The following is a 12,755-nucleotide window of genomic DNA, read 5'->3' on the forward strand; positions in this document are numbered from 1 at the left end:
TGCGCCGGGGCCATGCGCAAATTAGGGCGAACGCTTCTTCGTTCGGGCCGAGCCCCGTGTGCGAACCGCTTTTTTTCCGGAGACCTTATTTGACCAGCCCAGCCTATGACCCAATTTTTGATGTGGTCGCGATCGGCAACGCGATCGTCGATGTCCTTTCGCAGACCGACGACGCCTTCATCACGGCGGAGGGCATGGCCAAGGGGTCGATGCAATTGATGTTCTCGCCCGAGGATGCCGATGCGCTCTATGCCAAGATGGGCCCGGGGATCGAGGCGAGCGGCGGCTCGGCGGCGAACACCGTGGCCGGCATGGCGGCGCTCGGCGCGCGTTGCGGTTTCATCGGCCAGGTCGCCAATGATCAGCTCGGCGAGGTGTTCGCGCATGACATCCGCGCCACTGGCGTGACCTTCGGCACCATCGCGCGCGATGGCGCGCCGACCACCGCGCGCTGCCTGATCTTCGTCACGCCCGATGGACAGCGCACGATGAACACGTTCCTTGGCGCGTCGCAGTTCCTGCCGGCGAGCGCGCTCGACCGCGACCTGATCGCGAGCGGCGCGATCCTCTATCTCGAAGGGTATCTGTGGGATCCGGAAGAACCGCGCCAGGCGATGCGCGCCGCGATCGACGTCGCGCGCAAGGCGGGGCGCAAGGTCGCCTTCACCTTGTCCGACATATTCTGCATCTCGCGCCATGGCGGCGATTTCCGCAAGTTGATGGCCGACGGGCTGATCGACATCATGTTCGCCAATGAGGCCGAGATCCTCGCGCTGATGGAGGTCGAGGATTTCGACGCGGCGGTCGCGGCGGCAGCGGCGCAGGTGCCGATGCTGGTGGTGACGCGCAGCGAACGCGGCGCGATCGCGGTATCGGGCGGCACGACCGTGTCGGTCGCCGCCGAGCCGATCGCCAAGGTGGTCGACACGACCGGCGCGGGCGATTTGTTCGCGGCCGGTTTCCTGACCGGCCAGGCACAGGGCAAGTCGGTCGAGCAGTCGCTCCGTCTCGGCGCGATCTGCGCGGCCGAGATCATCTCGCATATCGGCGCGCGGCCGATGGTGGATTTGAAGGCGCTGGCGGCGAGCAAGCTCGGCTGACCAGTCATCCGATTAACAAAAAGGGGCGCTGTCCGGCTTGGACAGCGCCCCTTTTTGTTGAGATACAGGCCGATCAGGTGCCGGGAACGCCCGGCTCGAGGTCGCTGATCAGTCCCTCGTTCACCTCGTCCAGGCCGCGCCCGACATGGCTGCGCGAGCGGCTGTAGAGGAAATAGACGAGCAGGCCGATGCCACCCCAGATCGGCAGGACCAAGATCGCAAGCCACGGCAGCGATACGTAAAGCCCGATACAGCCGATGATCGCGAGCGGCGCGATGACCCAGATCGCCGGCGTGCGGAACGGCCGCTTGCGCGACGGATCCTTGACCCGCAGCACCATCACCGAAATCGCCACCATCATGAAGGCGAACAGCGTGCCCGAGTTGGAATAGTCGGCGAGCTTGCCGACCGGCAGGACCGCCGCCGCGATGGTGACGACGATGCCGGTGACTGCGGTCACGACATGCGGTGTCTTGAAGCGCGGATGGACGCTGGCGAGCTTCGCCGGCAACAGGCCGTCACGCGCCATCACGAAGAAGACGCGGGTCTGGCCGAACATCATCATCAGCACGACCGACGGCAGCGCGAGCACCGCGGCAAGCCCGACCAGCCTCCCGATCGAATGCCAGCCGATCGTATCGAGCACATGAACCAGCGCTTCCTTTGAGCAGACCAGCGGTTCGACCGCACCGCCGCCGACGATCGATGCGCAACGTCCGGCCATTTCGGCCGATCCCGGCGCCAGCACAACGCCGGCCAGCGACGTAACCGGCTGCGCGCCGATCGCGCCGATCGCGCCGCTCGCGACCAGCAGATAGAAAAGGGTGCAGATACCAAGGCTGGCGATCAGGCCGATCGGCACGTTACGTTGCGGGTTCTTGGTTTCCTCGGCGGCGGTCGAGACCGCGTCGAAGCCGACATAAGCGAAAAAGATCGAGGCTGCGGCGCCGAGCACGCCGGTGGCGCCGGTCGGCGCGAAGGGGGTGAAGTTCTCCGCCTTGAGGACCGGGATGGTCAGGAAGATGAAGGCGGTCAGGGCGACGATCTTGATTGCGACGAGCACCGCGTTGACGCGTGCGCTCTCGGTCGTGCCGAGGATCAGCAGGCCGGTGACCAGCACCGCGATGATCACCGCGGGCAAGTTGAAATATCCGCCGACCTGGGTCGCGGTAATCAGATCGGGCGTTGCCGCCGCGCCAAAGGCGATCTGCACCTTGGCGATCAGTGCGTCGCCGTTACTGATGAAGGCGGGCACGTGGAACCCTAATCCATTGAGCAACCCGACCGCGTGATTGGACCAGCCGACCGCCACCGCGCTGGCGCCAACCGCATATTCGAGGATCAACGCCCAGCCGACCATCCAGGCGAGGATTTCGCCGGTGACGGCATAGGTATAGGTGTAAGCGGAGCCGGACACCGGTACCATCGAGGCCAGTTCCGAATAACACAGCGCGGCGACCGCGCAGACGAAGCCGGCGATCATGAAACTGATCAGCATGCCCGGGCCGGCTTTTTGCGCCGCCTCCGATGTCAACACGAAGATACCGGTGCCGATGACGGCGCCGACGCCCAGCATGGTCAGCTGAAACGCACCGAGCGACCGGTGCAAGCCTTTCTTCTCGGCCGTAGCGAGAATGGCGTCGAGTGATTTTACCCGCCCGAATATCATCAACAAATCCCCTGAAAATCATAATGCCGGCGTTGGCCGCCGTGCGAAGCGCCGGAGCCTAGTGGCAAAACCGCCTCGTGCAATCCCCTATCGCGCGAGGATCGGCGCCACCTATCGGACGAGCATTGGGCCAAGTGGTTTGCCAGCAAAGACATGAACATGCAGGTGCGGCACCTCCTGACCCGATTCGCCCCCGGTATTGGCGAGCAGCCGGTATCCCGGTGCGACCAGCCCGGCGCTGCGCGCCACTTCGCCCACTGCACGCACGAAGCCGGCGATCTCGCTGTCCGATCCGCGCGCGCTGAAATCGTCCCACGAGACATAAGCGCCGCGCGGAATCACCAGAATGTGCGTCGGCGCCTGCGGGTTGATGTCGAGAAAGGCGATCGCATGCTCGTCCTCATAGACGCGCTTCGACGGGATTTCGCCGCGCAGGATCTTCGCGAAGATATTCTGGTCGTCATAGGGTTTGGTGGCATCGATCGGCATATCTGTCCTTTCGGTCCGCATATGGTTGTTATCCGAAAAACCGTTCGTTCTCAGGCCCTGTTGGGCACAATAGGTTATTTCGGCCGCGCCGCTTTCTCATCGATGCCGGACACACCCTCGCGCCGGATCATCTCGGCACGGATGTCGTCAAGGCCGAGGCCGGCATCGGCGAGCAGCACGAGCAAATGGAACATCAGGTCGGTCGCCTCGCCGATCAGCTCGGCACGGTCGTCGCGCATTGCCGCGATGACGGTCTCGACCGCTTCCTCGCCGAGTTTCTGCGCGATCTTCGCACGCCCCCTGGCGAACAGGCTGGCGGTATAGGAGGTCGCCGGGTCGGCGCCGCGCCGGTTGCGGATCACGGTTTCGAGTGTGGTCAGGAAATCTTCGGCCATGCGGGCTGGCTGGCGCAGCCCGGCCTTCAGGTCAATCCTTTGGGCGCCTGGCGAAACGCGCGCGCATCGCGCGGCGCACGAAATAGACGCCGATCGCCGCCATCACGAACAAGGCGATGTCGGACAGTTCCGGCCCGGTGCGGATCTTCGGCACGCCGGTATGGGCGGCGAAGGCTGGCGTGGCGATAAGGGCGAGGATCAGGAAGCGCATGCCGGGAGGTGTAGGAGCGAGCGGTTAAATTACTCGTACCTCTCTCCGTTCGTTTCGAGCGAAGTCGAGAAACCTTGCGCAGCGCTTTGGGCCTGTTCTCGACTTCGCTCGAAACGAACGGTCGGGCAAGCGCTGCTACGCGGTCACCGGCCGCCGCACCGGCACGCCCGCCGCCGCCAGCGCGGCATGGGCGTCGGCGATGCTCGCTTCGCCGAAATGGAAGATCGAGGCGGCCAGCACCGCGCTGGCATGACCCTCGCACACCCCGGCGACCAGATCGGCAAGCGACCCGACCCCGCCCGAGGCGACGACCGGCACCGCGACCTGGTCGGCGATGGTGCGGATCAGGTCGAGGTCGTAACCGTCGCGCGTGCCGTCGCGGTCCATCGATGTGACCAGCAACTCACCCGCGCCGAGCCGCACCAGGTTGAGCGCATGGGCGACCGCGTTGATGCCGGTCGCGCGCCTGCCGCCATGAGTGAAGACTTCCCATCCATCCGCGACGCGGCGCGCATCGACCGAGGCGACGACGCATTGGCTGCCGAAGCGGTCGGCCATGTCGGCGACCAGTTCGGGCCGCGCGACGGCGGCGGAATTAACCGCGACCTTGTCTGCGCCGGCGAGCAGCAGCGCGCGCGCATCGTCCGGAGTGCGCACACCGCCGCCGACGGTCAGCGGCATGAAACACACCTCGGCGGTGCGCCGCACCACGTCGAGGATCGTGCCCCGCGCTTCATGCGTCGCGGTGATGTCGAGGAAGCAAAGCTCGTCGGCACCCGCCGCGTCATAAGCGCGCGCCTGTTCGACCGGATCGCCGGCATCGCGCAAGTCGACGAAATTGACGCCCTTCACGACTCGGCCGTTGGCGACGTCGAGGCAGGGAATCACGCGTGCGCGAAGGGTCATGGCAGCGGGATCCCACAACATCCGTTCGTTTCGAGCGAAGTCGAGAAACAAGCCATAAGCGCTGTGCAAGGTTTCTCGACTTCGCTCGAAACGAACGGAGGGCTGAAGTGCGAATTGGATATCGTCACGGACAGAACCCTCAAGCCGCCGCCGCCACGCTCAGTGCCGCCGCCAGGTCGAGCCGCCCATCGTACAGCGCCCGTCCGGTGATCACGCCCTCGATCCCGTCGCGCGCATGCAATGCGAGCACATGGATCTCTGCGATGCCCTTCACGCCGCCGCTGGCGATCACCGGGATACGCACCGCGCGCGCCAGATCGACCGTCGCCTGCACGTTGCACCCCTTCAGCATCCCGTCGCGCCCGACATCGGTGAACAACAAGGCGGCGACACCGGCGTCCTCGAATCGGCGCGCCATATCGACCACTTCGACGGTCGAGACATCGGCCCAGCCGCGCGTCGCGACCATGCCGTCCTTGGCGTCGACCGCGACGACGATCCCGCCGGGAAAATCCTTCGCCGCCTCGCGCACCAGCTCCGGGTTCTCCAGCGCGGCGGTGCCGATCACGACGCGCGACACGCCAAGGTCGAACCATTTCTCGATCGCCGCGCGGTCGCGGATGCCGCCGCCAAGCTGCACATGGCCGGGGAACTGGCTGACGATCGCCGCGACCGCGTCGCCATTGACCGAGGCACCGGCGAATGCGCCGTCGAGATCGACGACATGGAGATAGTCCGCGCCTTGTCCCGCGAAGATCATCGCCTGTGCGGCGGGATCGTCGCCATAGATTGTCGCGCGGTCCATATCGCCCTCGGCAAGGCGGACGACCTGCCCGGCCTTGAGGTCGATGGCCGGGAAGACGATGAGAGTCATCAAATCCTCCCCGGCACGGGGAGGGGGACCAGCGAAGCTGGTGGAGGGGGTGGGCCGGCAACGTTACGCTTGGGGAGAGCCCCCTCCACCGCGCGCTGAAGAAGCGCGCGGTCCCCCTCCCCGTGCCGGGGAGGAGCGGAAATGCTCATGGCCGCCATGATAAAAACCTCGCTAGGAATGCCAGTCCATAAGCCTGGCTCTTTTCGGGGTGGAACTGCACGCCGATCATATTGTCGCGGCCGATCGCGGCGGTGACCGGGCCGCCATGGTTGGTCGTCGCCAGCACATCGGCGCCGGCGAACGCATAGCTGTGCAGGAAATAGGCTTCGCCCGGTTCGATCAGCGCGTGGGGGCGGGTCGGCACGACATCGTTCCAGCCCATATGCGGAACCTTGGCAGCCGGGTCGGCAGGGGTGAGGTGGCCGACGCTGCCGTCGATCCAGCCAAGCCCCCGGTGCGTGCCGCGTTCTTCGCCGGTTGCGGCCATCAATTGCATGCCGACGCAAATGCCGAGGAACGGTACGCCGTCACCACGCACGCGCGCCTCGATCGCATCGACCATGCCGGGCACCGCGCGTAGCGCAGCCGCACAGGCGCCGAACGCGCCCACACCGGGCAGGACGATACGGTCGGCCTTTGCCACAAGGTCCGCATCGCTGGTGATGGCGATGCCGGTCGCACCGGCGGCCTTCAGCGCGTTGGCGACGGAATGGAGGTTGCCCGCGCCATAGTCGATCAGCGCGATGTTCATATCAGCAGGGCGGCAAATCGATCCGCTGCCATGCTCGCGCCGAACTCGATCACTTCGGCTTCGGCCACGCCCGACATGACGAAGGGGTCGGTCGCGACGATCGCCTCGACGTCGTGCTGATGCCCGCGCGACAGGATCACGCCACCGGTGCGCGGCGCGCGGCGTCCCGAAACGATAAAGATACCCTCGGCATAGCCTTTCTCGAGCCATGCCACATGCGCCTTCATCTGCGCATCGACCTGATCGAGCGGCGCCAGATAGCGCAGCAGGATCATGCACAAGGGCGCGTCGGGCCGTGCCACCACCTTACAACATCCCCTTGGTGCTGGGGATCGCATCGGCTTTGCGCGTGTCGATCTCGACCGCGGTACGCAGCGCGCGGGCCAGGCCCTTGAACGCGGCCTCGGCGATGTGATGGTTGTTCTGCCCGTACAGCGTCTCGACATGCAGCGTGATGCCGGCCGCCTGCGAAAAGCTGTGGAACCAGTGTTCGAACATCTCGGTGTCCATCTCGCCGAGCTTTTTCTGGCTGAATTCGGTCTTCCACACCAGAAACGGCCGGCCCGATATGTCGAGCGCGACGCGGGTCAGCGTCTCGTCCATCGGCGACAGCGCGTCGCCGTAACGGCGGATGCCACGCTTGTCGCCAAGCGCCTTGGCCACCGCTTCGCCGATCGCGATGCCGGTATCCTCGACCGTGTGATGCTGGTCGATGTGCAGGTCGCCGATGGTCTTCACATCGAGGTCGATCAGCGAATGGCGCGACAGCTGTTCGAGCATGTGATCGAAAAAGCCGATCCCGGTCGATATGGTGTAGACGCCGGTACCATCGAGATTGACGGTAACGTCGATACTGGTCTCGCTGGTCGAGCGGCTGATCGTGGCGGTGCGCATCATGGCGTTCCCCATAACGCGACGCGCCACGCATGCAATCTTGGCGCATCCTTGAATCCAATTTGATTTGCGCAATCTTTCCATGAATCTTGACGAGTGCCCAAAGCCCGCTACCCAAGGCGCATGAGTGATGGATTGCCCGACAGCCTGATTCCTTATGACGAAATCGTCCAGGAGGCGTTGCGTGCCGTGGTCGGGCGCGTGCTCGGTTCGGTCGCGGCCAATGGCGGCCTGCCCGGCGAGCATCATTTCTATATCACCTTCAAGACCCAGGCCGCCGGCGTCGATATTCCGCAGCGGCTGATCGAGCGTTTTCCCGACGAGATGACGATCGTGATGCAGAATCGCTATTGGGACCTGATCGTCGATGACGAGCGCTTCTCGGTCGGGCTGAGCTTTAACCAGGTGCCGTCGAAACTGGTCATCCCCTATGCCGCGGTGACGGGCTTCCACGACCCCTCGGTCAATTTCGAACTGCGCTTCCAGGCGCAGGATGGCCCCGACGGCCCCGATCCGCATGAAGAGGCAGAGAATGACGGCCCGACCGTCATGCCGGTCGAGGACGGATCGAACGTCGTCGCGGTGGATTTCAAGCGCAAGAAATAGCTGCCGTCATCCCGGCGAAGGCTGGGATCTCGTGCCGCAAGGTCGCGCTCGCGGCCTGATATCCCGGCCTTCGCCGGGATGACGGAGAAGAGCGATGACTGAGCAAACACGCACCGAGACCGACTCGCTCGGCCCCGTACAGGTTCCCGCCAACGCATATTGGGGCGCACAGACGCAGCGTTCGATCGCGAATTTCCCGTTCGGCGCGCAGGAACGCATGCCGATCGGCATCATCCACGCGCTGGCGCTGGTCAAACAGGCGGCGGCGCGGGTCAATCGCGCGCACGGCCTGGATGCGAAGATCGCCGACGCGATCGAGGCTGCCGCCGCCGAAATCGTCAGCGGCGAGTTCGACGATCAGTTCCCACTGGTCATCTGGCAGACCGGCTCGGGCACGCAAAGCAACATGAACGTCAACGAAGTGATCGCCGGACGCGCAAATGAAGTGATGACCGGCACGCGCGGCGGCAAGGCACCGGTCCACCCGAACGATCACGTCAATATGAGCCAGTCGTCCAATGACAGTTTCCCGACCGCGCTGCACATCGCGGCGGCGATGGCGGTGCGCGACCGGCTGTTCCCCGCGCTGGAGCGGTTGCAGGCGTCGCTGCAAGCCAAGGCGGATGCCTGGGCCGATATCGTCAAGATCGGGCGCACTCATTTGCAGGATGCGACACCGCTGACGCTGGGTCAGGAATTTTCCGGCTATGCCAACCAGGTCTATCGCTGCGGCAAACGCATCGACGGCGGGCTGATGAACGGCGTCGGCCGGCTTGCGCAGGGCGGTACGGCGGTCGGCACCGGCCTGAACGCGCCGGAGAATTTCGCCGGCGAATTCTGCGCGGCGCTGGTCGGCATCACCGGCCAGCCTTTCGTGCCGGCGGAGAACGCGTTCGAGGCGCTCGCGTCGAACGATCCGCTGGTGCATCTTTCGGGCACGTTCAACACGCTGGCGGTCGCGCTGACCAAGATCGCCAACGATATCCGGCTGCTTGGCTCGGGGCCGCGCTCGGGGCTGGGCGAACTCGACCTGCCGGCGAACGAGCCGGGTAGCTCGATCATGCCCGGCAAGGTCAACCCGACCCAGTGCGAGATGTTGACGATGGTCGCGGGTCAGGTGATCGGCAATCATGTCGCGATCACCATCGGCGGCTTGCAGGGGCATCTCGAACTCAACGTGTTCAAGCCGCTGATCGGCGCCAATGTGCTGCGCTCGATCGCACTGCTCAGCATCGGCATGGAGAGTTTCGCCGAACGCTGCGTCGACGGACTCGAGCCCAATCGCGGGCGGATCGCCGAACTGGTCGACCGCTCGCTGATGCTGGTCACCGCGCTCGCGCCGGAGATCGGTTATGACAATGCGGCGAAGATCGCCAAGCACGCGCATGCGGAGGGGCTGACGCTGAAGCAGGCCGGCCTGGCGCTTGGGCTGGTCGATGCGGCGACCTTCGACCGCCTGGTACGGCCAGAAAAAATGGTGTGACCCAATCCTCCCCGGAACGGGGAGGGGCAGATGGAACTCCACGGTCCGCCAAACGCTTAGCGGACGAACCACGGAGATTTCAGGCATGGGTGCTACGACCATTGGCGCGCTGATAGGCGGCGCGATCGATTCGATGAGCGGCGATGACGGCGCGGCGGACGGCGCGATCTACGGCGCGATCACCGCGAACGTGTTGAAGGTCGTGGTGCCGCTCGCGGTGACCTATGCGGTCGGCTGGGCAGTGCTGCGCGGTGCGGCCGAGTTGAAGGAAAAGGCGTTCGGCGCACCGGAGAAAGCGGCATGATTCGCGGTCTCATCGGTGCGCTGCTCGGCGCGGAAATCGATCGTCGCGACGGCCAGGGCGGGTTGAAAGGTGCGGCGATCGGCCTGATCGCGAGCCGCGTGATCACCCGGCTCGGGCCGATCGGGCTGGCGCTGGGCGGCGCCTATGTCGCGAAAAAGGCCTATGACCGGCGCAAGGCCAGCAAAGCCGGCTGACCTCAGCCTGCCGATTGCCAGGCGCGCACCGCATCGTTCGGCGCGACCAGCATCCATATATTGAGCGTCAGATTGTCGCGAATCACCCACAGCGCGAGCAGTTCGAGCGCAATCGCCAGCGCGACGCTCACCCACCAGGGCAGCTTTCGCGCGACCAGGAATCCGAACGCCATGAAAGCGATGTCGGATGCCGAATTGAGCACGCTGTCGCCGGTATAACCGATCGCGATCGTCGCCGCGCGGTAACGGTCGATGATGATCGGTGAGTTTTCAAGGATTTCCCAGCCGGATTCGATCAGCACCGCCAGCGCCAGCCGCAGGCCGACCGGCCGGCTGCGCAAGGCCAGCCAGGTCAGACCATAGAAGATCAGCCCGTGGATGAAATGGCTGAGCGAATACCAGTCGCTCAATTGCTGGCTGTTCTCGGGCGAATTGACCTCGCCATGCCACAGCCTGATCGTGCCGCAGGTGCAGACCGGCGTGCGCCCCATCGCGAGCAGGATCAGAACCGCGATAAGTGCGATCAGCCCCGCCGCGACGAACCAGCTTTTGTCGCGATCCCATCGCCCGTGACTTGACGCCTTCCCCATTGCGCCGCCATTAGCGCCCATGCCGTCCTCCGCAAAGCCATTCGAGTCCGCCGACGACCCGCACGGGTTCAAGCGTCGCGGCGTGCTGTTCGTCCTGTCCTCGCCATCGGGCGCGGGCAAATCGACCATCGCGCGTAAGCTGCTCGCCGCCGAGCCGGAACTGAGCATGTCGGTGTCCTACACCACGCGCCCGCCGCGCCCCGGAGAGGTCGATGGCGTGGACTATCACTTCGTCGATCTCGAAACCTTTCGCGAGATGGCGGCGAACCATGAATTCCTCGAATGGGCGCATGTCTTCGACCATCGCTACGGCACGCCCAAGGCGCAGGTCTGGCACGTGCTCGAGGAAGGGCGCGACATATTGTTCGATATCGACTGGCAGGGCGCGCAGCAGCTCCACCAGTTGGCCGGCGGCGACGTGGTTCGCGTCTTCATCCTGCCGCCATCGATGCCGATCCTGCGTGACCGGCTGGAAAAGCGCGCGACCGATTCGGTCGACGTGATCAACGCCCGCATGGCGCGCGCCGCCAATGAGGTAAGCCATTGGGACGGTTACGACTATGTCCTGGTCAATGACGATGTCGAACAATGCTTCGAATGCGTGAAGACCATCCTCGCGGCCGAGAAGCTCAAACGTTCGCGCCAGACCGGGATCATCGGGTTCATCCGCAAACTGCTGCGCTGATCGGATGAACCGCGGCTGCAAGGCGCATTCGGCATCGGTTCACGACGACTCGTGCAGATACGTCGGCAAGCTGCACGAACCGACGCTCCGACCGGAGGTCATCGAGGCTGCTCTTAAGGAGTAGAAGCAATGACGACCATGTTCACCAAAGCAACGCTCGCCCTCGCGCTCGGCGCAACGGCCCTGACCGCCGCCGCACCTGCAGAGGCGCAGCGTTACGGCGGACGTCACCGCGGCAATGACAATGGCGGCATCGCGATCATCGCCGGGATCGCCGGTCTGGCGATCGGCGCCGCGATCGCATCGAGCGGCAATGATCGCCGCCGCGGCTATGATCGCGGTTACCGCGAGGACAGCTATCAGCAGGGCTATGTCGACGATGGCTATAACTATAACGATTATCGTCGCAACGACCGCCGCTATGACGATCGTCGCGCTTATGACCGCAACAATGGTTATAACGGCTATGACCGCCAGGATGGTTACGGCCAGCGCGGTTATGGACGCTGCCATGTCGAAACGCGGTGGGACAATTATTCCGGACAGCGCACGGCGGTCCGCGTCTGCAACTGACCGGTTCGAAACGGCGCGAAGCAACAGCCTCGCGCCGTTTTGCTGTCCGGAACCCAGGGGGCGAACGGGGGGTGGATCGACCCCGACTGAAACCGCTTAAGCGATCAACTCCAGGAACCGCACACCAGCATAGAAGTCCCGCCGCCGCGATTCGAGCGCGGCGAGGGAGAGGTCGTCGCGGCCCCATTGTTCGGCCTGCCAATCCTCGTCGAGTTCGATCGCGCGCCATACGCTCCCGGCGGTCGCGGCATCCTCAATCAGCGCCAGGCCGGCGATCAGCGAGCCGCCGATCGTCACGATCGGTGCCAGCCCGGCCAGTTCCCAGTGCGTTCGCGCCGTGATCGCGTCGGTCAGGCGGGCGATCGTCAGCGCCGGTTGCGCGCGGTGCATGATCCCCGCGACCACCTCGAAATGCACATCGTAGCGGGTGCGCGCCCATTCGAGCAGCGGATCCCATAGCAGCGCCTGGCGCTCGACCAGCGCCGGCGGGTCTTCCGCGCGGTAACAGAGCAGGTCGCTTTCGGCGAACACAGCGAGGCCGGTCGCGAAGATCGCCGGGTCGGCGCCGATGCGTTCTATCGCTGCGTTGGCCAGGCCGGTCAGCGGCATCGCGCGCGGGTCGATCTCGCCGGTCACCGCGCGCCATTCATCGGCCACCGCTTCGGCGAGCGGCGCGAAGGGAATGGCGAGCGGCGCGCGGCCGGGCGTCCGCACCGGCTTTCCGTCGAGCGTGACGACGCCCCCGGCGTCGATCGCCACATCGGTCCAGAATCGCTTCACGTCCGGCTCAATCCTGGGGCGGGCTGCGCCAGCGCCGGGCGAGCGCGCGCGGCACGATCGCGACCATCAGCAGCGCCGACAGCACGATCGCGGTACCGAGAATTTTCTGTTCGAGGATCTGCGCACGGCCGATCAGCACCAGGCCGAGCAGCGCGCCGGCGACCCCGGCGATGCGCGACCCGGCGATCAGGAAATAACGGTTGCGGGCGGTGGTTTCCGGATCGGTCATTGCGGTGCCTTGGACGGGTGGG

Annotated in this window: 19 protein-coding genes; 7 read left to right on the forward strand and 12 right to left on the reverse strand. The window is 65.2% G+C overall.

Features of this window, described 5'->3' with window-relative positions; all coding sequences use genetic code 11:
* Window positions 1–89 precede the first annotated feature (89 nt).
* Window positions 90–1,100, forward strand: coding sequence for an adenosine kinase (locus tag ACVWZA_RS12695; protein WP_457311590.1), 1,011 nt, complete (start codon window positions 90–92; stop codon window positions 1,098–1,100).
* A gap of 73 nt (window positions 1,101–1,173) precedes the next feature.
* Here the strand turns inward: ACVWZA_RS12695 and ACVWZA_RS12700 are convergent, their stop codons facing one another.
* From ACVWZA_RS12700 to hisB, 9 genes are all read right to left on the reverse strand, one after another.
* Window positions 1,174–2,769: an amino acid permease gene (locus ACVWZA_RS12700; RefSeq protein WP_457311591.1), complete on the reverse strand. Its 1,596-nt coding sequence runs from the start codon at window positions 2,767–2,769 to the stop codon at window positions 1,174–1,176.
* A gap of 111 nt (window positions 2,770–2,880) precedes the next feature.
* Window positions 2,881–3,258 (reverse strand): histidine triad nucleotide-binding protein, encoded by a 378-nt coding sequence (locus ACVWZA_RS12705; protein ID WP_457311592.1) that lies wholly within the window; start codon window positions 3,256–3,258, stop codon window positions 2,881–2,883.
* A gap of 74 nt (window positions 3,259–3,332) precedes the next feature.
* Window positions 3,333–3,653: a phosphoribosyl-ATP diphosphatase gene (locus ACVWZA_RS12710; RefSeq protein WP_457311593.1), complete on the reverse strand. Its 321-nt coding sequence runs from the start codon at window positions 3,651–3,653 to the stop codon at window positions 3,333–3,335.
* A gap of 31 nt (window positions 3,654–3,684) precedes the next feature.
* The gene (locus tag ACVWZA_RS12715) at window positions 3,685–3,864 is read right to left on the reverse strand and encodes a hypothetical protein (protein ID WP_457311594.1); all 180 of its coding nucleotides are present in this window, start codon (window positions 3,862–3,864) and stop codon (window positions 3,685–3,687) included.
* A 135-nt stretch (window positions 3,865–3,999) separates the two neighbouring features.
* Window positions 4,000–4,770, reverse strand: coding sequence for an imidazole glycerol phosphate synthase subunit HisF (hisF, locus tag ACVWZA_RS12720; protein ID WP_457311595.1), 771 nt, complete (start codon window positions 4,768–4,770; stop codon window positions 4,000–4,002).
* A 139-nt stretch (window positions 4,771–4,909) separates the two neighbouring features.
* On the reverse strand, window positions 4,910–5,644 hold the full coding sequence (hisA, locus tag ACVWZA_RS12725) for a 1-(5-phosphoribosyl)-5-[(5-phosphoribosylamino)methylideneamino]imidazole-4-carboxamide isomerase (protein WP_457311596.1): 735 nt from the start codon (window positions 5,642–5,644) through the stop codon (window positions 4,910–4,912).
* 145 nt (window positions 5,645–5,789) lie between these two features.
* Entirely contained in the window at window positions 5,790–6,395 is a 606-nt protein-coding gene (gene hisH / locus ACVWZA_RS12730) for an imidazole glycerol phosphate synthase subunit HisH (RefSeq protein ID WP_457311597.1), read from the reverse strand.
* Window positions 6,392–6,697: a YciI family protein gene (locus ACVWZA_RS12735; protein WP_457311598.1), complete on the reverse strand. Its 306-nt coding sequence runs from the start codon at window positions 6,695–6,697 to the stop codon at window positions 6,392–6,394. Before ACVWZA_RS12735 ends, hisH begins: the two co-directional genes overlap by 4 nt.
* Window positions 6,698–6,701: 4 nt before the next feature.
* The gene (gene hisB, locus ACVWZA_RS12740; RefSeq protein WP_457311659.1) at window positions 6,702–7,289 is read right to left on the reverse strand and encodes an imidazoleglycerol-phosphate dehydratase HisB; all 588 of its coding nucleotides are present in this window, start codon (window positions 7,287–7,289) and stop codon (window positions 6,702–6,704) included.
* Between the two features lie 123 nt (window positions 7,290–7,412).
* Between hisB and ACVWZA_RS12745 the strand changes: the two genes are divergently transcribed.
* The 4 genes from ACVWZA_RS12745 (at window position 7,413) to ACVWZA_RS12760 (ending at window position 9,876) form a co-directional block, all read left to right on the forward strand.
* Window positions 7,413–7,895, forward strand: coding sequence for an SspB family protein (locus tag ACVWZA_RS12745; protein ID WP_457311599.1), 483 nt, complete (start codon window positions 7,413–7,415; stop codon window positions 7,893–7,895).
* A gap of 94 nt (window positions 7,896–7,989) precedes the next feature.
* On the forward strand, window positions 7,990–9,378 hold the full coding sequence (fumC, locus tag ACVWZA_RS12750; protein WP_457311600.1) for a class II fumarate hydratase: 1,389 nt from the start codon (window positions 7,990–7,992) through the stop codon (window positions 9,376–9,378).
* Window positions 9,379–9,463: 85 nt separating this feature from the next.
* Window positions 9,464–9,682, forward strand: coding sequence for a hypothetical protein (locus ACVWZA_RS12755; RefSeq protein ID WP_457311601.1), 219 nt, complete (start codon window positions 9,464–9,466; stop codon window positions 9,680–9,682).
* Window positions 9,679–9,876, forward strand: coding sequence for a hypothetical protein (locus tag ACVWZA_RS12760; protein ID WP_457311602.1), 198 nt, complete (start codon window positions 9,679–9,681; stop codon window positions 9,874–9,876). The genes ACVWZA_RS12755 and ACVWZA_RS12760 overlap by 4 nt, the downstream gene beginning before the upstream one ends.
* 2 nt (window positions 9,877–9,878) lie before the next feature.
* On the opposite strand, the gene ACVWZA_RS12765 is transcribed toward ACVWZA_RS12760, so the two are convergent.
* Entirely contained in the window at window positions 9,879–10,466 is a 588-nt protein-coding gene (locus ACVWZA_RS12765) for a DUF2585 domain-containing protein (RefSeq protein ID WP_457311603.1), read from the reverse strand.
* Window positions 10,467–10,485: 19 nt separating this feature from the next.
* Between ACVWZA_RS12765 and gmk the strand changes: the two genes are divergently transcribed.
* Together gmk and ACVWZA_RS12775 are read left to right on the forward strand one after the other, a co-directional pair.
* Window positions 10,486–11,151, forward strand: coding sequence for a guanylate kinase (gmk, locus tag ACVWZA_RS12770; RefSeq protein ID WP_457311604.1), 666 nt, complete (start codon window positions 10,486–10,488; stop codon window positions 11,149–11,151).
* Between the two features lie 129 nt (window positions 11,152–11,280).
* Window positions 11,281–11,724: a hypothetical protein gene (locus ACVWZA_RS12775; RefSeq protein ID WP_457311605.1), complete on the forward strand. Its 444-nt coding sequence runs from the start codon at window positions 11,281–11,283 to the stop codon at window positions 11,722–11,724.
* 96 nt (window positions 11,725–11,820) lie between these two features.
* Here ACVWZA_RS12775 and ACVWZA_RS12780 read toward each other — a convergent pair whose 3' ends face one another.
* Together ACVWZA_RS12780 and ACVWZA_RS12785 are read right to left on the reverse strand one after the other, a co-directional pair.
* Entirely contained in the window at window positions 11,821–12,504 is a 684-nt protein-coding gene (locus ACVWZA_RS12780; protein WP_457311606.1) for an ATP12 family chaperone protein, read from the reverse strand.
* Between the two features lie 7 nt (window positions 12,505–12,511).
* Window positions 12,512–12,733, reverse strand: coding sequence for a hypothetical protein (locus ACVWZA_RS12785; RefSeq protein ID WP_183109324.1), 222 nt, complete (start codon window positions 12,731–12,733; stop codon window positions 12,512–12,514).
* Window positions 12,734–12,755 lie beyond the last annotated feature (22 nt).

It is taken from the genome of Sphingomonas sp. UYAg733, from assembly GCF_054057355.1.